General features: G+C 36.3%; 19 protein-coding genes and 1 riboswitch. Of the genes, 16 read left to right on the top strand and 3 right to left on the bottom strand.

Translation table 11 applies throughout. From position 1 onward, the window contains the following. Window positions 1–7 precede the first annotated feature (7 nt). The gene (locus AC5YGG_RS00790) at window positions 8–1501 is read left to right on the top strand and encodes a RagB/SusD family nutrient uptake outer membrane protein (protein WP_496142518.1); all 1494 of its coding nucleotides are present in this window, start codon (window positions 8–10) and stop codon (window positions 1499–1501) included. A gap of 80 nt (window positions 1502–1581) precedes the next feature. On the opposite strand, the gene AC5YGG_RS00785 is transcribed toward AC5YGG_RS00790, so the two are convergent. Then, entirely contained in the window at window positions 1582–2046 is a 465-nt protein-coding gene (locus tag AC5YGG_RS00785; protein ID WP_496142517.1) for a hypothetical protein, read from the bottom strand. A 66-nt stretch (window positions 2047–2112) separates the two neighbouring features. Then, complete coding sequence (locus AC5YGG_RS00780; protein WP_496142516.1) at window positions 2113–2688, bottom strand: hypothetical protein; 576 nt, start codon at window positions 2686–2688, stop codon at window positions 2113–2115. A gap of 176 nt (window positions 2689–2864) precedes the next feature. Here AC5YGG_RS00780 and AC5YGG_RS00775 point away from each other — a divergent pair, with 176 nt between their 5' ends. The 7 genes from AC5YGG_RS00775 to AC5YGG_RS00745 all read left to right on the top strand — a co-directional run bounded on the left by AC5YGG_RS00775 (window position 2865) and on the right by AC5YGG_RS00745 (window position 13369). Then, complete coding sequence (locus tag AC5YGG_RS00775; protein ID WP_496142515.1) at window positions 2865–3191, top strand: DUF6660 family protein; 327 nt, start codon at window positions 2865–2867, stop codon at window positions 3189–3191. A gap of 139 nt (window positions 3192–3330) precedes the next feature. Beyond that, entirely contained in the window at window positions 3331–7692 is a 4362-nt protein-coding gene (locus tag AC5YGG_RS00770; RefSeq protein WP_496142514.1) for a CusA/CzcA family heavy metal efflux RND transporter, read from the top strand. A 46-nt stretch (window positions 7693–7738) separates the two neighbouring features. After that, entirely contained in the window at window positions 7739–8968 is a 1230-nt protein-coding gene (locus tag AC5YGG_RS00765) for an efflux RND transporter periplasmic adaptor subunit (protein ID WP_496142513.1), read from the top strand. Window positions 8969–9097: 129 nt separating this feature from the next. Further along, on the top strand, window positions 9098–9979 hold the full coding sequence (locus tag AC5YGG_RS00760; protein WP_496142512.1) for a bestrophin family protein: 882 nt from the start codon (window positions 9098–9100) through the stop codon (window positions 9977–9979). A 14-nt stretch (window positions 9980–9993) separates the two neighbouring features. Further along, on the top strand, window positions 9994–10893 hold the full coding sequence (locus tag AC5YGG_RS00755) for a cation diffusion facilitator family transporter (RefSeq protein ID WP_496142511.1): 900 nt from the start codon (window positions 9994–9996) through the stop codon (window positions 10891–10893). A 17-nt stretch (window positions 10894–10910) separates the two neighbouring features. Then, a complete protein-coding gene (locus AC5YGG_RS00750; RefSeq protein ID WP_496142510.1) occupies window positions 10911–11330 on the top strand; it encodes a Fur family transcriptional regulator in 420 nt (139 codons plus the stop codon). A 44-nt stretch (window positions 11331–11374) separates the two neighbouring features. Further along, window positions 11375–13369, top strand: a complete 1995-nt coding sequence (locus AC5YGG_RS00745) for a heavy metal translocating P-type ATPase (RefSeq protein ID WP_496142509.1) — start codon at window positions 11375–11377, stop codon at window positions 13367–13369. Window positions 13370–14569: 1200 nt separating this feature from the next. Here AC5YGG_RS00745 and AC5YGG_RS00740 read toward each other — a convergent pair. Continuing rightward, window positions 14570–14722 carry a hypothetical protein gene (locus AC5YGG_RS00740; RefSeq protein WP_496142508.1) on the bottom strand — a complete coding sequence of 51 codons (153 nt, stop codon included), beginning with the start codon at window positions 14720–14722 and terminating at the stop codon, window positions 14570–14572. Window positions 14723–14831: 109 nt separating this feature from the next. On the opposite strand from AC5YGG_RS00740, the gene AC5YGG_RS00735 reads away from it, so the two are divergent. From AC5YGG_RS00735 to AC5YGG_RS00700, 8 genes are all read left to right on the top strand, one after another. Next, window positions 14832–15188 (top strand): hypothetical protein, encoded by a 357-nt coding sequence (locus tag AC5YGG_RS00735; protein ID WP_496142507.1) that lies wholly within the window; start codon window positions 14832–14834, stop codon window positions 15186–15188. A gap of 228 nt (window positions 15189–15416) precedes the next feature. Then, window positions 15417–15689, top strand: a complete 273-nt coding sequence (locus tag AC5YGG_RS00730) for a YHS domain-containing protein (RefSeq protein ID WP_496142506.1) — start codon at window positions 15417–15419, stop codon at window positions 15687–15689. Beyond that, the gene (locus AC5YGG_RS00725; RefSeq protein WP_496142505.1) at window positions 15676–16353 is read left to right on the top strand and encodes an SCO family protein; all 678 of its coding nucleotides are present in this window, start codon (window positions 15676–15678) and stop codon (window positions 16351–16353) included. The genes AC5YGG_RS00730 and AC5YGG_RS00725 overlap by 14 nt, the downstream gene beginning before the upstream one ends. Window positions 16354–16494: 141 nt before the next feature. Next, window positions 16495–17169 (top strand): superoxide dismutase, encoded by a 675-nt coding sequence (locus AC5YGG_RS00720; RefSeq protein WP_496142504.1) that lies wholly within the window; start codon window positions 16495–16497, stop codon window positions 17167–17169. Window positions 17170–17173: 4 nt separating this feature from the next. Continuing rightward, on the top strand, window positions 17174–17545 hold the full coding sequence (locus AC5YGG_RS00715) for a hypothetical protein (protein ID WP_496142503.1): 372 nt from the start codon (window positions 17174–17176) through the stop codon (window positions 17543–17545). A 260-nt stretch (window positions 17546–17805) separates the two neighbouring features. Further along, on the top strand, window positions 17806–18636 hold the full coding sequence (locus AC5YGG_RS00710; RefSeq protein ID WP_496142502.1) for an MbnP family protein: 831 nt from the start codon (window positions 17806–17808) through the stop codon (window positions 18634–18636). Then, window positions 18629–19678: a cytochrome-c peroxidase gene (locus AC5YGG_RS00705; protein ID WP_496142501.1), complete on the top strand. Its 1050-nt coding sequence runs from the start codon at window positions 18629–18631 to the stop codon at window positions 19676–19678. Before AC5YGG_RS00710 ends, AC5YGG_RS00705 begins: the two co-directional genes overlap by 8 nt. Before the next feature lie 12 nt (window positions 19679–19690). Next, window positions 19691–20638 carry a transporter gene (locus AC5YGG_RS00700; protein WP_496142500.1) on the top strand — a complete coding sequence of 316 codons (948 nt, stop codon included), beginning with the start codon at window positions 19691–19693 and terminating at the stop codon, window positions 20636–20638. A gap of 236 nt (window positions 20639–20874) precedes the next feature. Further along, window positions 20875–21060: riboswitch (cobalamin riboswitch) on the top strand. The last annotated feature ends 74 nt before the right edge of the window (window positions 21061–21134 follow it).

Raw genomic sequence — 21134 nt, 5'->3', positions numbered from 1 at the left:
TGAAACAATGAAAAAATTAAAATATTTATCTTTTGCTCTGGTTGGATTATGGTCATTCACAAGCTGTGAAAGCGAGCTGGATACAGCACCTACAGATCAATCCAACAGTACAGAGGTTTTCAAAACAGCAGAAAGTGCTGAAACCGTTATCAACGGAACCTGGGCAAAATTCAATAATGACGGGACAACATATGCAAACATTGGTTTTTCAACTGTCATGAGAGCAAGTGATGCAATGGGAAGTGATGTGGCTGTATTGACTAATAAATACGGGTTTGCAAGTACTTACACTTTTTCAGAAATGGAAAACAGAACTGCTAGCCGCCCGTTGTTTATCTGGTCTATGCTTTATTCCACCATTAATAATATGAATAATGTTATTGCAAAAATTGATGGGACCGAAGGAAGCCAGGAAAAAAAGAATCAGGTAAAAGGTCAGGCAAAAGCATTGCGTGCTTTCTGTTATCTTAATATTGCAAGCTTTTATCAGTTCAGCTATCTTAAAAATAAGTCTGCATTAACGGCTCCTATTTATACAGAACCTTCAACGATCAATACCGTTGGAAAGAGCAAATCCAGTCTTGAAGATATTTATACTTTGATTAAAAGTGATCTTACAGATGCAGATAATTTGTTGAAAGATTACACAAGAAATAATAAGGATAAGATCAACAGAAACGTTGTGAACGGAATTCTGGCAAGAGTTTACCTGAATACCGGAGAATGGAGTAAAGCGGCAGCCTCAGCAAAAATTGCGAAGGAAGGATATCCTTTAATGGCACCGGAAAAATATAAAGATGGCTTCAATGATATCACCAATGTAGAATGGATCTGGGGGCATGCTCAAACTCAGGAGCAGTCTGATGCAAGTTACGCTTTCCACTATCTGGATGTGTCTTCATCAGGAAGTTTCTACTATAGTTTTATGGCTGATCCATACTTTAAAGCTTTGTTTGATACCAACGATATCAGATCTCAGTTGTTCTCATGGGATAATCTTCCGGCAAGAGAAGGATTGCTAAAATATGCTAAATTTAAATTTAAACCAACCCTTATCGGAGACATCGTTTATATGAGAGCTGCTGAAATGTACCTTATCGAAGCGGAAGCGGAAGCAAGAAGCGGAAATGTAACTCAGGCTGTAACAGTTTTAAACCAATTGAAATCCGCAAGACTTGCGAATACTTACACTGGTTCATTAGCTCAGAGTGCTGTAGTAGATGAAATACTGATTGAAAGAAGAAAAGAATTATTTGGTGAAGGGTTCTCTCTTTCAGATATTATCAGAACACAGGGATCAGTGGTAAGAAAACCATTTGTAGATTCAGCAGGAAAACCGATTAAGGTTCAGATTACGACTCCAAATGGAACAGTAAAAACTGTTGACGGAAGAGGGCATTCAATCTTTAATTTCCCTGATAAGAGTGAATTTGTACCGAACAGTAAGTATTATTTATTCAGTATTCCACAAAAAGAACTTGAGAATAACCCGAATTTATAATCTATAGTCCATAATTAGATTTGATTTTTTAACCATCGCTTTTGCGGTGGTTTTTGTTTTTTTACAAAAGGGTTTTAAAATTATTTACCTCGAGACCGGTAATAGACAAGAGAGTCAAAAGTCTTCATAAACTTATTGAAACTGATACTTTTTACACTATCAAATTTTTCTCTTTCTCCAATGAAATAACGGTATTCTACAGATAACTGCCTTTTATTTGTTTTAATTTTAATCCTATCAGGCATATAAATAGAATGTACTCTCTTTCCGATTTTTGTATTGTCATTGATAAGATAAATCTGATTCTTGTCAAAGCTCTCTTTTAAAATAGCCCAATCATTTTCTGTCAATTTAAATCTGAGGGTATCAGAAGTATCCGGTTCGATCTGGAGATCCGATGTATAAATATCAGTTCCATTAGACGTAGAAAGACTTCTGCCTGTGGTTAGAATGGTAATGTCATTGCTTAATGTTTCCTTTTCCTCACATGAAAATATGATGAAACAAAAACAGATAATAAGAGCTTTTACAGTAAAAGATTTCATTTAAATGCTGAAGGTTTATAGAGTTTATAAAGAAAAAAAAGTAATATCTAAGTCGTTAATCTACTTTTAAAATTTAACCTTTATGCTATCCTTGATCACAAAATCATCCAGATAAATTTTATACTGTCCGTCTTGCCTGCATTCGAGCATGTTTTGTACCATTTCTAAATTATATGGAGTGTTTAAAATATCTCTCATTTTACCGAAAGAAGTTTTGTATTCCTTAGTTAGAATAAAATGATTATTGAACTTATATTCCAGTTGTTTTGTACTTTTTTTCTTGACGAATACCGCGGTGGGAAATAATGTTTTAATATCATTTGGTGAAGCACTTGGACTTAAAAATGAGTGAATTGAGTCAATTTGTTTAGAAAAAACCGTTTGTTCTTGGTTTATAAGATATGCATTCACAGGTTTATTCTCTTCAAGTTTTTCACTTCCCGATTGCTTTCCATCAAAGTTCAATGTTTTGGAGATAATGACCAGGAAATTCTCATTGGTATTATTACGCAACATCAGGTTGATCTTCTTTTCTTTCTTCTCAAACGAATAAGATAATTCTACTTTATCCCTATCGTTTTTTGTACAGGAAATAATACATAATAGAAGTAAGGAAATAATAAATTGATTGAATAATTTCATGAGGGTTAAGAATTCGTATGAGTAATAAGCCTGTTTGATTTTACAAAGGTAAGAACATTATTCTAGGATAAAAAAAATGGTATTTGTTTTGATAACAAGAAAATATAGATTGATAATAAAGCTGTATTAAGCTTCGGGTTCACCCCATTTTATAAAAAATCTTTACCTTTGTCACAATGAACCTTTTAAGATGGATATTGGCAATTTATTTTGTGGCGTTATCACTGATGCCATGTGAAGACGTGTCTCATCTTTCTTCAGAGCCTGTGGGACAGAAAATTTCATTAAATATTCACGGGGCACATTCAACAGATAAAGGTGATATCTGTTCGCCATTGTGTGCATGCAGCTGTTGCCAAATTACGGTATCAGCATTTAAGATGCATCCTTTACTGGAGATTCCTGAGCAGATTCCTGCTTACTTTTCAAAAAAGATTCTGTTTCATAAAAACGACTTTGCCTATCAGGTATACGATCCTATCTGGCAACCTCCTAAAATTTAATTTTTATTGATTTTTAGAAAGTTACGCTTTCTAAGTACACTTGAAACTTTGCAATACCATTGCAGAGGTTTTCAGGATATTTTTGCTGCAGTATTTTATACTGTATGCATTTATTTTCAATATAAATTAAATAAAAATCGTGTTAGATAAAATCATAAAATTCAGTATCAAAAACAAGGTGATCATTGGTGTTATGACCTTGCTATTGATCATTTGGGGAACATGGAGTGCCACAAAATTACCTATAGATGCTGTACCCGATATTACCAACAATCAGGTGCAGATCATTACCGCATGCCCTACATTGGCAGGGCAGGAAGTTGAACAATTAGTGACGTTTCCCATAGAACAAAGTATTGCTAATGTTCCGGATATTCAGGAAACGAGAAGTATTTCAAGATTCGGACTTTCTGTAATTACTGTAGTTTTCAAAGAAAATGTAGACATCTATTTTGCCAGACAGCTGATCAATGAACAACTAAAAAATGCTGTTGAAGAAATCCCTAAAGGTGTCGGAACTCCTGAGCTGGCTCCTGTAAGTACAGGTCTTGGAGAAGTATATCAATATATTCTTCACCCCAAGAAAGGCAGTGAAAAGAAATACAATGCCAAAGAACTCAGAACAATGCAGGACTGGATCGTCCGCAGACAGCTTAACGGAACGCCGGGAGTTGCTGAGATCAATAGTTTCGGAGGTGAACTAAAACAATATGAAGTAGCCATTAATCCCAACCGGCTGAAAGCAATGGGAGCCAGCATTACCGAAATATTTACAGCCCTTGAAAAAAATAATCAGAACACCGGAGGAGCTTATATTGATAAAAAACCCAATGCCTATTTTATCCGTGGGATAGGATTGGTAACATCTCTGGAAGACATTAAAAACATTGCCGTTAAAAATGAAACCGGAAGTGTCCCTATTTTTATAAAAGATGTTGCAGATGTTCGTTTGGGAAGTGCTGTACGTTACGGAGCATTAACTTATGACGGAAAGGTGGATGCTGTAGGTGGAGTTGTGATGATGCTGAAAGGAGCAAACAGTAATGAAGTCGTAAATAATATCAAAGCAAAAATCCCGACCATTCAGAAATCACTTCCTGATGATGTGGTGATAGAACCTTTTCTTGATAGAACAGATCTTGTAGACAGAGCCATCAGTACCGTTGAAAAGAACTTGATTGAAGGAGCTTTGATCGTAATCTTCGTTTTGGTAATCTTCCTTGGAAACCTGAGAGCCGGGCTTATTGTAGCTTCGGCAATTCCCCTTTCCCTCTTATTTGCACTGGGAATGATGAACGTTTTTGGAGTAAGTGCCAATCTGATGAGCTTAGGAGCAATAGACTTTGGCTTGATTGTAGACGGAGCCGTTATTATTGTAGAAGCAACTTTACATCATTTAGGCTTAAGAAAAACCACCCGGGCACTTACCCAGTCTGAAATGGATGAAGAAGTGTTTCTTTCCGCTTCAAAGATCAGAAGCAGCGCAGCATTTGGAGAAATCATTATCCTCATTGTATATATCCCGATTCTTACATTGGCAGGAGTAGAAGGTAAAATGTTTACCCCAATGGCAAAAACAGTAGGATTTGCAATCTTGGGAGCTCTGATTCTTTCATTGACATATATCCCGATGATGAGCGCATTGTTTTTATCCAAAAAAATATCACATAAAGAAACATTCTCAAATAAAATGATGAACCGCCTCCAAAAGGTTTATCAGCCATTATTGCAGAAAGCTATTAAAGTAAAATATATTATAGTTTCAGCTACGGCAGTTGTCTTTATAGTTTCAGCCTTTATATTTAAAAATATGGGCGGTGAGTTTATTCCGCAATTGCAGGAAGGAGACTTTGCCTTTCACTGCATATTACCACAGGGAAGCTCACTTAGCCAAAGTATAGAAACCTCTATGCAGGCATCCAGAATCATTAAACAGTTTGATGAGGTGAAGATGGTTGTTGGGAAAACCGGATCAGCAGAAGTGCCCACAGACCCGATGCCGCCGGAAGCAACAGATATGATTGTTGTATTAAAGCCTAAAAGTGAATGGAAAACTAAAAAATCTTACGAAGAACTGGCTGATGAGATCAGTGAAAAGCTTGAAACAATTCCTGGAGTGTTCTTTGAAAAAAATCAGCCTATACAAATGCGTTTTAACGAGTTGATGACAGGGATCAGACAGGATGTTGCCGTAAAGATCTTTGGAGAAAATCTGGACTCATTAGCCGTATATGCAGATAAAGTCGGGAAGATTATTCAGACTGTGGATGGGGCTACAGCTCCTCAGATTGAAAGAGTAAGCGGGCTTCCGCAAATCAATGTGCAGTATGACAGAACAAGAATTGCCAATTATGGATTAAATATCGAAGACGTCAACAATGCGGTAAGTACTGCCTTTGCAGGAAAATCAGCAGGGCAGGTTTTTGAAAATGAAAGACGTTTTGATTTGGTAGTACGTCTGGACAGCCTTCACAGAACAGATATCTCAGATGTTGATAACTTAATGATCACTTCCGGTACCGGAGTTCAGATTCCGTTGTCTCAGGTTGCTAATGTGAGCTATAAACTGGGTCCCGCGCAGATCAGCCGTGAGCAGGGAAAACGTAGAATTGTTATTGGATTTAACGTTAAAGACCGTGATGTACAAAGTGTAGTAAAAGATATTCAGACAAAATTGGATAAAGTAAAATTACCGTCCGGCTACTACTTTACTTACGGAGGTCAGTTTGAAAACCTGCAGGAAGCCAGCAAACGTTTAATGATTGCGGTTCCCGTATCATTGCTGCTTATTTTTATGCTCTTGTATTTTACATTCAAATCATTCAAGCAGGCAGCTTTAATCTTTACAGCGATTCCGATGAGTGCGATAGGAGGTGTATTTGCCCTTCTTGTAAGAGATATGCCTTTCAGTATCAGCGCCGGAATCGGATTTATTGCCTTATTTGGGGTTGCAGTACTTAACGGGATTGTGTTGATTGGAACTTTTAATCAATTGGAAAAAGAAGGTGAGACTGATATTTTAAAACGTGTTTTCGAAGGAACAAAAACAAGATTGAGACCTGTTCTAATGACCGCTACCGTAGCCTCTTTAGGGTTCTTGCCAATGGCAATTTCTACCGGAGCAGGCGCAGAAGTACAGAAACCTTTGGCAACAGTCGTAATTGGAGGTTTGGTAACCGCTACATTCCTTACACTGTTTGTTTTGCCAATGCTTTACATCATTTTCAACACAAAGATTTTGAAAAGAAAAAATAACCACACACAGTCATTTACAATTGTTCTTATTTTAGGATTAATGATGCTGGGACAAAACTTTAAAGCTCAGTCCAGACCGATATCTGTAGATGAAGCAGTAGAACTGGCGATGAAGAATAATTTAACCTTACAATCAAAGGATTTAAGCATTAAATCGGCAGAAGCGCTCAGACCAACAGCAAAAGAACTTCCTAAGTTAAGCTTTGATGCACAGTTGGGGCAATACAACAGTCCGAAATTTGACCAGTCTTTCGCCATTTCACAAAGCATTCCCTTTCCTACTTTGTTTAAAGCGAGAAAAGAACTTATTAATGAAACCATTAAAAGTAAACAGATTGAAAAAGAAATCACAGTGAATGAACTGGTGAAAGACGTTCGTACCTATTATTATCAGATTGAATATCTTCAGTATAACAAAGAAAAGCTGACTGCTCTGGCTGGTTTTTATGAAGAATTCATCAGAATTGCGACTGTAAGATTTAAAGCCGGAGATATTAAAAAGATTGAAATTAATACAGCCGAAACTCAAAAAGGAGAAATTGACCTCTTATTGAGGCAGAATGAAGTGTATTTAAATAATGCCTATAAAAATTTAAAAACTCTTCTGAATACTCCGGAAAATCTTGAAGTACCGTTCAGAAAAGATTACGAACCTTTAAAAGCAGAAAATGTATTGGATAGTGCTGTCGTAGCAAACAACCCTACCGTAAAGGCATTCTATCATGAAATGGAAATTGCGGAAAAGAATAAGAAGGTAGAAAAAGCTACCGGCTTGCCGGATTTTAGTCTTGGATATACCAATCAGTCGTTGATCGGGTTTCATACCATCAATGGTCAGGAGAACTTTTATGATTCAGGGAAACGCTTTCAGTCAGCAACCGTTGGAGTAGCCATTCCATTGACGTTTGGAGCGACAAAAGCAAGAATTCAGGCGCTGGAATATGAAAAGCAGATGGCTGAAACCAATGCAAGAATGCAGAAAAAACAACTTTCCGCTCAGCTGGAAAACGCATTCAACCAATATCAGCAGGATATACAGCAATATGATTATTATAACAGCCAAGCACTGCCGAACGCCGAAAAAATTGTAAAAGCAGCTCAATTAGGATATAAAACAGGAGAAATCTCTTATGTGGAATATCTTTTTGCCCTACAGATGGCAACTAATATTCAGTTAAAATATCTGGAATCTATTCAGCAGGTGAATCAATCTGTAGTGACCATCAATTCAATCATTAATAAATAATATGACCTCTATTTCATACGACCTTATAAAAAATAAATATTCGAATATGAAACTCAAATATAATATCATATCCCTTGTTTTCATCTCTCTTTTCGCAATAAGCTGTGGAAAAAAAGAAACCCCTGAAGAAAAAACTCCGGAAAAAACAGAACAGAAAGAGCATGCTCATGAAGAAGGACCGCAAACAATTGCTTCCCTTACAGAAGAGCAGATGAAATCGGTAGGGGTTATCCTGGGATCAATGGAAATGAAAGAGCTTACCTCAACAATCAAGGCAAACGGTCTTCTGAGCGTTCCCAATAGCAATAAAGCCACTATCACGTCTCTCTACGGCGGAATTATTAAGACAATTAATATCCAGGTGGGAAGCATTGTGAAAAAAGGACAGGTAATTGCCACCATTGCCAATCCCGAATATATTCAGCTTCAGGAAGATTATCTGACGACAAACAGCAGAATTACCTATGCCGAGCAGGAATTCAGAAGACAGCGGGAACTTTTTGATAATGATGCGGGAGCAAAGAAAAACCTTCAGAGTGCAGATGCAGAATTGAAAACCTTAAGAACAAAAAGAGCCTCTCTGCTCAAGCAGCTTCAGATGATGGGAATCAGCCCGGGAAGTGTAAATAACGGAAATATGAGATCCGGATTGGTGATTACAGCTCCGATCAGTGGAACAATAAGCGGTATTTCTGCGCAGATAGGAAGCTATGTGGATATTTCTTCACCTGTAGCAACGGTTATAGACAATGGTTCCATTCATTTGGACCTTGAAGTATTTGAAAAAGATCTTCCAAAAATGAGAGTCGGGCAAATTGTTCATTTTAAACTGACCAATAACCCGGAAACTGAATATGATGCCAGAATTTACAGCATCGGTTCCTCTTTCGAAAATGAAAGTAAAACCATTTCAATGCACTGCGAAGTGATTGGAAACAAATCAGGATTAATTGACGGAATGAATATCACCGGGATTGTGAGCCTTGATAAAAGTACAACTCCGGCAGTTCCCACCGAAGCTATTGTAGAAGCCGATGGAAAATTCTATGTCTTCATTCAGACTGATAAAAAACCGGAAGAAGAGCATGAAGAGAACGGAAAACCTCATCCTAAAACTTTAAATTTTGAAAAAATAGAAGTGGTGAAAGGAACTTCAGATATGGGATATACAGCGATTACACCAGTAGGAAAAATTCCTGATAATGCTAAAATTGTGGTAAAAGGAGCCTTTTTTGTAAATGCTAAACTGGTGAATTCCGGAGAACACGAGCATTAATGAATACGATCAGGATCGGAAATGTCGATTTTTATGCTTAAATTAGAACTGTTTACGGAACAGCTTAAGCATAAAAACTGACTGAAGGAAAGTAAAGATTATCTTATCCAATTTAATACATGAAACATTATGCTATTAAACAAAAAAATATCAGTCTGGTATTTCATCCGTGAAATAAAATCTCAAATTCTGTTTGTCGGGATATTTGCCATAGCCATAGGACTTTTGGATATGATGCCCTGGTTCAGGAAAATTTCACTTCCACTGAATATTCCGGCTCTCTTAGGAACTGCGGTATCGTTGTTATTAGCTTTCAGAACCTCCCAGTCTTATGAAAGATGGTGGGAGGCAAGAACCGTTTGGGGAGCTATTGTGAATGATTCCAGAACATTTATAAGATTAATTATTCAGTTTTTACCTGCTGCGGATGATAAAACCATCAGAGATTTTGCAGAAAGACAGATTGTATGGACCTATGCTTTAGGAGAATCCCTGCGAAAACTCCCGTTTTCAGATAAAGTTCAGCAATATCTGGATGCACATCAAATCAAAGGTTTCAATATTCCAAATGCTCTTCTGGATGATCATTCTAAACAGATTAAAGAGATAGCAGTTTCCAAAGGGCTTACAGATTTCCAACAGATGCAGTTGAATGATATAATGACAAGACTGTGTGACAGCATGGGAAAATGTGAAAGATTAAAGAATACAGTTTTTCCAAGATCATACAGTATTTTAGTACATATTTTGATCTATGTGTTTGCGTTGATACTTCCGTTTGGTTTAGACGATTCTCAACTGGTTATAGAGATCATTATTACTTTCCTGATTCCGATTGTATTCATTGCCATAGAAAAAACATCTATCATTATGCAGGATCCTTTCGAAAACAGACCTGTAGATACTCCTGTGACCTCTTTGGCACAAACCATAGAGATCAATATCAGACAAATGATCGGAGAACAAAACGTTCCTTTAAAAAAAGAAAATACATCCTATTACGAAATGTAAATAAACCATAAATTATGGAAACCAAAACACAAATACAGACTCCTTCAGCAGCAAGCCGTCACAAAAAAAGCCTGTTGATCGTGCTTTGTCTTAGCGGAACCTATCTCATTGCTGAGGTTATAGGCGGAATTCTTACCAACAGTCTTGCTCTGTTGGCGGATGCCGCTCATATGCTTACCGATGTGGTAGGATTATTACTGGCATTTATAGCTATAAAAATAGGAGAGAAAAAAGCGGATCCGTCCAGAACCTATGGCTATTATCGTACGGAAATATTAGCAGCAGTCATTAATGCCGTTGTATTGCTGGGCATTTCAATATATGTATTGTTTGAAGCATACCAAAGATTTCAGAATCCACCGGAAGTACAAAGTAAATCAATGTTAATCGTTGCGGGAATAGGGTTGCTGGTGAATATTGGCGGAATGATGATTTTAAGAAAAGATTCAGAAGGAAGCCTGAATATGAAGGGTGCTTATTTTGAAGTACTTTCCGATATGCTTACTTCCCTGGGAGTAATGATTGCCGGAGTTATTATGCTCACCACAGGCTGGTATTACGCTGACCCGTTGATTTCTGCTGCAATAGGATTATTAATATTCCCGAGAACATGGAGATTGCTGAAAGAAGCTATCAATGTATTACTGGAGGGAACTCCGAATGATGTAAATATTCATGAACTTCGTAAATCCCTGGAGCAGATAAAAGGAGTAAAGAACGTTCATGATCTCCACGTCTGGTCTCTCACCTCAAGTGTAAATGCAATGAGCGCCCATATTGTAAAAGATGCAGGAACCTCTCAGAATCAATTATTAAAAACCCTTACAGATACCACCGTAGAAAATTTTAAAATAAGCCATACTACTTTTCAGATTGAAGAAGAAGGATATGAAGAGAGTGAAGTACATCTGTAAAATTTAAAAGTTTGAATATGAAAAAAGATATAGAAAGTAAACTCATTGATAAAAATACCAAACCTACAAGTATGAGGATTCTGGTATATGATTTTTTAAGTTCACAAGACGCTGCCATGTCTTTGTCTGAAATAGAAAATCATTTTGAGCATGCAGACAGAATTACAATATACAGAACATTGAAAACCTTTGAAGAAAAAGGAATTGTTCACAGCATACAGGAAAATACGACCACAAAATATAAACTCTGTGATGACGATTGTGATGAGAAAACCCATAAAGACTGGCATCTTCATTTCTATTGTAAAATATGTAAGCAGACCACCTGTAAAGAAGATATTTCATTCCCTGAAAATATGCAGACCAATTTCAGAATAGATGAAATAAGACTCTTTGCAAAAGGAATCTGTGAAAATTGTCTTGAAAGTTTGCAATAGCATTGCATCAGTCTCACCCTTAAATTTGTATAAAAATATCAGTTATGGAAAAATGCTGTAGTACCACCCCAGAAAAAAAAGATCAGAAAGGACATACTCATAATCACTCAGAAGGAGATGGGCATAACCATGACCACGATCATGACGACCATGGTCATTCTCATGATACCGGAGATCAGAGCGTGTTTCAGATGTTTCTTCCCGCAATTATATCTTTTGTTATGCTCTTACTGGGAATTGCTTTTGATAATTATATAAACCCCGGATGGTTTACAGGCTGGATACGGCTGGTCTGGTTTCTGGCAGCTTATATTCCTGTAGGATTTCCTGTATTGAAGGATGCATTTAAAAGTATTACCAAAGGCGATGTATTTTCAGAGTTCTTCCTGATGGGAATTGCAACTATGGGTGCCTTTGCCATCGGAGAATATCCCGAAGGAGTTGCCGTTATGCTTTTTTATGCAGTAGGAGAGGTCTTCCAGTCTATGGCGGTAACCAGAGCAAAAGGAAATATAAAAGCTCTGCTTGATCAGCGACCTGATGAGGTAACGATTATGGAAAATAATCAGCCTAAAACTATAAAAGCAAAAGAAACAAAAGTAGGTGATGTTATCCAGCTTAAGCCTGGTGAGAAACTGGCACTTGATGGCGAATTGATTTCTGATTCAGCTTCATTCAATACCGCTGCTTTAACAGGTGAAAGTAAGCCGGATACCAAAAATAAAGGTGAAGTAGTATTGGCAGGAATGATCAATATGAACAGTATTGCCCTTGTGAAGGTAACTACCGCCTATGAAGACAGTAAATTAAGCAAAATCTTGGAGCTGGTTCAGAACGCAACTGCTCAAAAGGCACCTACAGAACTGTTCATTAGAAAATTTGCAAAAGTATATACCCCTATTGTGGTATTTCTTGCTATAGGAATTACTTTTCTGCCTTATTTCTTTGTCAGTGATTACCTGTTCAGAGACTGGCTGTACAGAGCCTTGATTTTCCTTGTAATTTCCTGTCCATGTGCCTTGGTAATTTCCATTCCATTGGGGTACTTTGGAGGGATCGGAGCCGCAAGCCGAAACGGGATTCTCTTTAAAGGAAGTAATTTCCTGGATAGTATTGCAGAAATCCAGAATGTAGTGATGGATAAAACCGGTACCATGACAGAAGGAGTCTTTAAAGTTCAGGAAGTAAATATAAGTTCAGGATTTAATAAAGATGAAATCATGCAGTTGGTGAATCTGCTGGAAAGTAAGAGTACCCACCCGGTTGCTACGGCAATTCATAACCATGTAGGAGACATCAATTATTCTATCCCGATGGAAAACGTAGAAGAAATTGCAGGGCATGGTTTGAAAGCAACAGTAAACGGAAAAGAACTTTTAGTAGGAAACTTTAAGTTGATGGATAAGTTTAACATCAGCTATGACATCAACCATGCAAATATTGTATATACTCTGATTGCAATAGCTTATGATAAAAAGTTTGCAGGCTATATTACCATTGCCGACAGCATTAAAGCCGATGCTAAAGAAACCGTGGATAATCTTCACAGGATGGGGGTAAAAGCCACAATGTTGAGCGGAGATAAAGGAACCGTTGTAAAATACGTTGCCGATCAGTTGGGCATAGATAACGCATTCGGGGACCTTTTACCGGAAGACAAAGTAAATAAAGTAAAAGAAATCAAAGGAAAAAATCAGACCGTAGCTTTTGTAGGTGATGGTGTGAATGATGCTCCCGTAGTTGCTTTAAGTGATGTAGGAATAGCAATGGGAGGTTTGGGTAGTGATGCCACCATTGAAACGGCGGATGTTGTGATTCAGGATGATAAACCAAGCAAAATTCCAATGGCAATCAATATTGGTAAACAAACGAAAAAGATCGTTTGGCAGAATATTATACTTGCATTTGCTGTAAAAGCGGTAGTGTTAGTTCTTGGAGCAGGAGGTCTTGCGACGATGTGGGAAGCTGTTTTTGCTGATGTAGGAGTTGCATTGCTGGCGATTTTAAATGCGGTAAGAATTCAAAGAATGAAGTTTTAGAAACTAAACATACGACTATATTATATTAATGAAGGCTTTGCTGTTTACAGTGGAGTCTTTTTTATTTTGTGCTGAATAGGTTGGAATATGCAAAGGCGCAAAGATTTCTATCTACGCTGTGTATTTTAAGGCGTAAGAAAATCAAAAATTTTCAGCAAGAAAGCTTCTAAATGCTTTGCACTAATGCCAAATAAAAAAGTTACATATTCGAACACAAATTTTAATAACCCTTTTCTAAATGTCTGTTTTTTGAACCATAAAAATCATATAGATTTTATACAAAATAAGCTCATTCGTGCATCCGTGGCATCAAAATATGCAGCATTCAATTTTATCTAAGATATAATCCTTGCGCCTTAAAACATAATCTTTAAAAGCTCTTCGCGTCTTTGCGCATTCCAACAACAAAGAAAAACCTTTTTTACGTCGAATAGGTTGGAATGCGCAAAGGCGCAAAGATTTCTATCTATGCTGCGTATATTTAAGGCGCAAGAAAATCAAAGATTTTCAGCAAGAAAGCTTCTAAATGCTTTGCCACTAATGTCAAATAAAAGGTTGACATTTTCGAACACAAATTTTAAGAACTCTTTCTACCTGTGCAGTTGTCTTTTTTACCACAAAGGGCACATAGATTTTGTGCAAAAAGACTTATTCGTGCATCCGTGGCATCAAAATATGTAGCATTCAATTTTATCTAAGATAAAATCCTTGCGCCTTAAAACATAATCTTTAAAAGCTCTTCGCGTCTTTGCGCATTCCAACAACAAAGAAAAATCTTTTTTTGCATCGAATAGGTTGGAATACGCAAAGACGCAAAGATTTCTATCTATGCTGCGTATATTTAAGGCGCAAGAAAATCAAAGATTTTCAGCAAGAAAGCTTCTAAATGCTTTGCAACTAATGTCAAATAAAAGGTCGACATTTTCGAACACAAATTTTAAGAACTCTTTTCTAAATGTCTGTTTTTTGAACCATAAAAATCATATAGATTTTATACAAAATAAGGTCATTCGTGCATCCGTGGCATCAAAATAAGCAGTATTCAATTTTATCTAAGATAAAATCCTTGCGCCTTAAAACATAATCTTTAAAAGCTCTTCGCGTCTTTGCGTATTCCAATAGCAGAGAAAAACCCTTTTTTGTGCTGAATAGGTTGGAATACGCAAGAGGCGCAAAGATTTCTATCTGTGCTGCGTATATTTAAGGCGCAAGAAAATCAAATATTTTCAGCAAGAAAGCTTCTAATTGATTTGCCGCTTCAAAAGGTCTTTTTTTATGTAATCTAGTGATTTTATCTTTTTGTAATCCCATAGCTAGATAGTATTCAGGCAAAATAAAACCATTCGAATTCATGGCATTAAATAAGAAGATATTAGAACAATCATGAATGACATTCATCATAAACAGAACAGAAAACAATTTTGAAGTAGTATATTTGTAACACAGAACTGAAGAATTGAGGTTGTTAATTTACATATCCATCATTTTTACCATTGCATTACGCCCTGTTTTGCCATTGGTAAACTACGTGGTAAATTATGATTATATTGTAAAGAACCTTTGTGAAAACAGAGAAATTCCTCAGTCTACCTGTAAAGGAAAATGCTATGTACAAAAAGAATTAGCAAAAACTGAAAAACAGACGGGTAATTCTCAAACCATAAAAATTGCAGGATTAGATGTTTTTCTTTCTCATGATATTCTTTCCTTTTTAGATCCAAAAGAATTTGAACCGTTGGTTATAATTCCTGATTCGGGATATAGTGATCTCCATTGTTCAGACTATTTTTCAAGAATTTTCCATCCTCCGTTAATTTAATTGTTATTATTAAACTATATCTTTAGTTTAATGTAATTATCAGATCAGTATTTGATTAAGGGTATGCAACGTATCATTTAGGTTTTCAAAAAAAATAATTTTTGGATAAATAACACTCGTGTTATATAAACCTTTATGAGAAATTGAAGTCCGTTTCGGGCAAAATATTCTATGATAATTACTGCTCATAACTTTATTCAATACTATTAATTTCAATTTAATATTAAAATGAAATCTCCGATTATTTTGACTGCCATGCTGTCAATTTTACTTCTTTCCTGCGTAAAAGAACCCCAGGTAAAGCACAAAACGAATATGAATTCTTCTAAAGAAAATATGAAGAATGTACAGGTTGTAAATGATGAAGATCCGATCTGCCATATGAAGACGGCACAATTTCTGAAAGACACTGCTGTATATAAAACAAGAACCTACGGTTTCTGCAGCCCATACTGCAAAGAGGAATTCAAAAAAAATCCAGCAAGCTATGCCCAAAAATAAAAAGACAAATAATAAGGGAAAGGTCATTATCCCTATTGCGGTGATTGCCCTGCTTTTTCTGGGAATTGGGATAGGAATGGGATACTTTAAAAAGAACTTGTATACGGTAATGAAGGTTCCTGATTTCGAACTGACTGATCAGAACAACAAAAAAATTACCAATAAGAATATGCTTGGAAAAGTGTATCTGGTAGAATTTTTTTATAGTCAGTGTCCCACCATATGTCCGGTGATGAATACCAATATGAAAGCTATCCAAAATCAGATCAACAGTTCTGAATTTGGTATTATATCCATCAGTATTGACCCGGAAAATGACACTCCGGAAACTTTAAAGGAACATGCAAATAGAATTGGCGCTAAATCTCCTGACTGGCATTTTCTGACAGGAGACAGAACCTATATCGGAAATCTGGCTGATAAATTTAACATCTATGTGGGAGACAAAGAAGATGATGCAGAAAGCCTGAACCACAGTGGTATGATTGCGCTTGTGGATCAGGAAGGAAACATTCGCTGCCGATATAATAAAGAAAATATGCCGATCCTTTATTACTCAGGATTAAATTATGAAGATCCGGAAGGAAAGAACCCCAGATTAAATGGAAAATACCATCCGGACAGAGAAATTCTGATTGAGGATATTAAGAAGTTATTAAATTAGGATGAAAGGGAGAAAGGATAGCTGGAAGTACTGAAAGTTAAATGATTATATAGTTGTCTTTGAAATCTTAATGACTTTCATCCTCCAAACTCAGGCTTTCATTTTTTAACAGAATATTGTTTAACCATATAACAAAACATTATGAAGATTATGAAAATAGCTGCTTTAGGAGCAGTATTCGCGGCTCAGTTTACACTGGCTCAATTTAAGCAGACTCCTTTACCATATGCATACAACGCATTGGAAGGATCAATAGATGCACAGACAATGGAAATTCATTATTCAAAACATGGTGCAGCTTATGCCGCTAATTTGAATAAAGCCATTGCAGGAACTCCACAGGAAAAGCAAACATTGATTCAGATTTTATCTGAAACATCAAAGCTAAGCCCTGCAGTAAGAAATAATGCCGGCGGACACTATAACCATGAACTTTTCTGGACGATCCTTACACCGGAGAAAAATACTCAGCCATCTGCAAAATTGGCAAAGGCTATTAATGAAGCATTCGGAAGTATGGATGCTTTTAAAGAAAAAATGAGTAAGGCGGGAGCAGATCGTTTCGGTTCAGGATGGGCTTGGTTGTCTGTGGATAAAAACGGAAAGCTATTCGTTTCTTCTACACCGAACCAGGATAACCCATTAATGGATATTGTAGAAGAAAAAGGAACTCCGATTCTGGGAATTGATGTTTGGGAACATGCTTATTATTTAAAATATCAGAATAAGAGAGCCGATTATCTTTCTGCAATCTGGAATGTGCTGAACTGGAAAGAAGTAAGCAAAAGATATGATGAAGCTTTAAGCAAAAAATAGTTTCATGAAATTACTTTACAGCATACTTTTTACCTTTTACATGGTGTTCAGACCTCTGATACCAATGGTAGAGTATGCTGTAAACTATGATTATATCGTTAATACTCTTTGCGTCAATAAAAGTAAGCCGGAGATACACTGTAACGGAAAATGTTACCTCAGCAAAGAACTGGCAAAAACGAATAACGATACAGAATCTACCCCTTTCAATAAAGTAAAAAACTCCGGGCAGAAAATCCTGGATATTTATATTCTTCCTGAGATCACAGAGGTTACCATTACTGAAAAGATTCCTTCTTTTAATTCCTCTTTTCCATATGAAACAGCCTATTCTTTTCTGTTTCTGAAACATATTTTCAAACCGCCGGTTTTTTAAGTTTCAACTATTTAAATATAAAATTTTAACCACAAAGTCATAAAAGTTTATTTAATACTATTTAAATAAGCTAAATCCTATGTATAAAGTTCACAAAAGTTTGAGAATCTCTGATTTTTAAAATAAGCTTATTTGTTTTTTTAACAAGTTTATGAAGGACTCTTAAATAACTTAAGTGTTACAAATTCTTTGTGGTAAAAATGAATGTTTTAAACATTCAACGTCATCTTATTGTATTTATCCAACTTAAAAAATCAACAATGAAAATTTATAAATTTTTATCATTATTCTTTATTGCCATTACTTTACTTTCCTTTTCATCCTGTTCAAACAGAGACGATGATGATAATCCTCAAGATACAACCCCTGGAAATCTTCAGATCAAATTTGAGAACGGTTTTAATAATCTGGGAAATATTGTCCTGAACCAAACCGTACAAACGTCTTCACAAGGTCAAAAGCATAATTTTTCAGCTTTAAAATATGTCATCAGTAATATTACTTTAATTGATGAGAATGGAAAGGAATTCAGATATAACGAAAATAACCCCGATAAAGGCGCATTTATCATTGATCAGGCAGATGCAGTGGCAGGAGTTGTTTATCTGAACCTGAATGAGATTCCGAAAAATAATTATAAGAAAATAAAATTCGGATTAGGAATCAGCCAGGATGCTTATCTGTTAGGAATGGACGGACAGGCTGAATTCTGGAACAGAGCAAAACAGAAAGGAATGTCATGGTCATGGGCTGCAGGCTATGTTTTCGTGAAACTGGAAGGGAAATATGGAACCGGTTCAGCAACAACCGAATTTATGAATCATACCGGAAATATGGGAAAAGTAACTGAGAATCACACACCGGATCTGTATAGAGAAGTTACTTTAGACTTGCCTACAACAGCCAGAGTTAATGGTAAGATCAGACCGTCTATTCATATTCTTGCAGATCTCAACCAGTTCCTGAGCGGAGAAAAACCATTAAGGCTTACAGAATCTAATGCTATGATGATGGGCTCAAGCCAGCATTTAGTAGATGTGACCAATAATCTTACAAAAATGTTTAAAGTAGACCATGTACACAATGATTAATTTCTTTTTGAAAACAATACTATTCCTGATGGTTGTGCTGCTGGGTTTTGTTTCCTGCTCAGATGAGGTGATGCAGCCTTTAGAAAAAGATGAAGCATATCATCTTAACTTCCCGTCTTACTTTCCGGAAATGACATTTGATCAATCTGCGAATCCGGTAACAAAAAATGGAGTAGAACTGGGGAGAAAGTTATTCTACGAAGGAAGGCTTTCAAGAAATAATACAATTTCATGCGGTTTCTGTCATATTCAGGAAAATGCTTTTACCCATCATGGGCATACGGTAAGCCATGGAGTAGATGACAGAATCGGAATAAGAAATGCATCACCTATTCAAAATATGGCTTTCTTAAAAAGATATATGTGGGATGGTGTCATTCATAATTTAAACGAACAGCCCATCATTCCGATGACAGACGTTAATGAAATGGATAGCTCCATGCCGGAAGCGATTTCAAAAATAAAAGATGATCAGAAGTATAAAAGGCTTTTCGCTGCCGCTTATGGTGACGAAAATATTACCGGGGAAAGGATTTTAAAAGCATTATCTCAGTTTATGGCTTCAATGATTTCTTCAGATTCCAAATATGACAGGGTAAAACAGGGTAGAGAAAGTTTTACTTCCGAAGAATCTCAGGGAATGGCTTTATTTAACAAAAACTGTGCTTCATGTCATAGCGGAGGATTGTTTACTGATGAAAGTTTTAGAAATACAGGAATGTATTATAATAACCAGTTTAAGGATGCTGGTCTTTATCGTGTGACTCTTAATCAAAACGATTGGATGAAATTCCGAGTGCCAAGTTTAAGAAATATTGAATATACGGCTCCATACATGCATGATGGCAGATTTTATACGCTGGAAGCAGTGCTCAATTTCTATTCTGATACTGTAGAAGATAATCCGAACCTTGATCCACAGCTGAAACAGAATAATCACACCGGAATTGCCATAAACAGTCAGGAAAAACAGTTGATCATCACGTTCCTGAAAACATTATCCGACAAAAGTTTTATTACCAATCCAAAATTTGCAGAATAATTAAAAGTAGACATGAAGAAGATTATTTTAATTATAAGTCTGATTGTAAGTACGATGAATCAGGCAAAAACAATGATAGACAGCGTTTATATTCCTCACGAGTATCTCAGGACAATAGATTTTGATGAAGACTGCGATGCCTGTGGTTGTGCAGCAGGAAACGGATCGTCAGGTTTTGAATCCTTATTGAATCCCCAGTTTATCGGGATTAAATATTTTGCCCAGCATTATAAAGCAAAAGAAAACCTATTTGTAAAAGACCTTACGCAGGATCAGTATTTTAATACGTTACAGCTTTGGGGTAAAATTCCTTTAACTAAAAAATTAAGTGTGTATGCAAGCCTGCCCTTCCATTTTCATGAAAAAAAAACCATGCAGGGAGATATAAAAATCAATGGAATTGGAGATCTTAACGTAATGGGAATTTATCAGCTGCTGGTTTCTAAAGATAACTTTCATCAGTTAAGCGGAGGTGTGGGCATAAAAGTTCCTTTGGGAAAGTTTGATGAAAAAGGAGCATCTGGCGTCAATCCGAGTTTTCAGTTGGGAACCGGGAGCTGGGATTATCAGGCAGCATTGAATTATAAATTTCAGAAAAATAAAGTAGCTGTATTGATTAATACAGATTATACCGTAAAAACAGAAAACAAAAAACATTACCGTTTCGGAAACCAGTGGAATTATGCGGCTACAGGCTTTTATCAGATCGCAGGAAATGAAAAGACTATTTTTTCAGCAAAAGCCGGGCTTCAGGGAGAAGTATATGATCAGAACAAACAGTTTAACGAAGCATTACCCAATACTTCAGGAAGTGCTTTATATGGAAAACTGGGGTTTGAAGCTTCTTATAAAAAGTTCAGTCTGGGAAGTGAAATTATGCTGCCGGCATATACTAATCTGGCTGGTGGAGATATTGAAGCAAAATCACGTTTCAGTATTTTCTTAAACATTGGAATATAGCGTACTCCCATTCAAGAGACGAATTATTATACATTAAACGGGATTATTCTATTTTGGAATAATCCCGTTTTTTATTTCTACAACGAGCGTATCAAATGCGGATTTTTGAAGAAAGAAGTTAAAATAACAATGTCGCTTCAATATATTTAATTCCGTATCAGCAGTAGCTATTCCGAGTTATTCTTTTATAATATTGTAAATCATTTTGTTATTTGTGGCATTATATTAATAATTGTCTATCTTTGCCGAAATTTGGTGAGCCGTAAAAAGCTCTTAAAAGGGAATCCGGTGAGAATCCGGAACAGACCCGCTGCTGTAAGCTCCGCACCAAAGTTTTTGAAGAGTATATCCACTGTTTTTTTAATGGGAAGGATTTCAAAAATGGAGTAAGTCAGAAGACCTGCCAGACAATTAAACGTTTGACGCTTTCGTGGAATAAAGCTTAGGACATCAATGATGCTGTGCAGTGAATGCTGTGCTTTGTCGTTGCTTTCTT

Source organism: Chryseobacterium sp. CS2K3 (genome assembly GCF_059515185.1).
Note: the sequence above shows the minus strand (reverse complement) of the source record. Positions and strands in the feature narration are given on the sequence as shown.

Excerpts from the sequence above, each read along its gene's own strand:
- AC5YGG_RS00755 (WP_496142511.1), top strand. The coding sequence starts at position 9,994 with ATGGAAACCAAAACACAAATACAGACTCCTTCAGCAGCAAGCCGTCAC.
- AC5YGG_RS00705 (WP_496142501.1), top strand. The coding sequence starts at position 18,629 with ATGATTAATTTCTTTTTGAAAACAATACTATTCCTGATGGTTGTGCTG.
- AC5YGG_RS00760 (WP_496142512.1), top strand. The coding sequence starts at position 9,098 with ATGCTATTAAACAAAAAAATATCAGTCTGGTATTTCATCCGTGAAATA.
- AC5YGG_RS00785 (WP_496142517.1), bottom strand. The coding sequence starts at position 2,046 with ATGAAATCTTTTACTGTAAAAGCTCTTATTATCTGTTTTTGTTTCATC.
- AC5YGG_RS00715 (WP_496142503.1), top strand. The coding sequence starts at position 17,174 with ATGAAATTACTTTACAGCATACTTTTTACCTTTTACATGGTGTTCAGA.
- AC5YGG_RS00725 (WP_496142505.1), top strand. The coding sequence starts at position 15,676 with ATGCCCAAAAATAAAAAGACAAATAATAAGGGAAAGGTCATTATCCCT.
- AC5YGG_RS00720 (WP_496142504.1), top strand. The coding sequence starts at position 16,495 with ATGAAGATTATGAAAATAGCTGCTTTAGGAGCAGTATTCGCGGCTCAG.
- AC5YGG_RS00730 (WP_496142506.1), top strand. The coding sequence starts at position 15,417 with ATGAAATCTCCGATTATTTTGACTGCCATGCTGTCAATTTTACTTCTT.
- AC5YGG_RS00780 (WP_496142516.1), bottom strand. The coding sequence starts at position 2,688 with ATGAAATTATTCAATCAATTTATTATTTCCTTACTTCTATTATGTATT.
- AC5YGG_RS00740 (WP_496142508.1), bottom strand. The coding sequence starts at position 14,722 with ATGAATTCGAATGGTTTTATTTTGCCTGAATACTATCTAGCTATGGGA.
- AC5YGG_RS00710 (WP_496142502.1), top strand. The coding sequence starts at position 17,806 with ATGAAAATTTATAAATTTTTATCATTATTCTTTATTGCCATTACTTTA.
- AC5YGG_RS00775 (WP_496142515.1), top strand. The coding sequence starts at position 2,865 with ATGAACCTTTTAAGATGGATATTGGCAATTTATTTTGTGGCGTTATCA.
- AC5YGG_RS00700 (WP_496142500.1), top strand. The coding sequence starts at position 19,691 with ATGAAGAAGATTATTTTAATTATAAGTCTGATTGTAAGTACGATGAAT.
- AC5YGG_RS00765 (WP_496142513.1), top strand. The coding sequence starts at position 7,739 with ATGAAACTCAAATATAATATCATATCCCTTGTTTTCATCTCTCTTTTC.
- AC5YGG_RS00750 (WP_496142510.1), top strand. The coding sequence starts at position 10,911 with ATGAAAAAAGATATAGAAAGTAAACTCATTGATAAAAATACCAAACCT.
- AC5YGG_RS00790 (WP_496142518.1), top strand. The coding sequence starts at position 8 with ATGAAAAAATTAAAATATTTATCTTTTGCTCTGGTTGGATTATGGTCA.
- AC5YGG_RS00745 (WP_496142509.1), top strand. The coding sequence starts at position 11,375 with ATGGAAAAATGCTGTAGTACCACCCCAGAAAAAAAAGATCAGAAAGGA.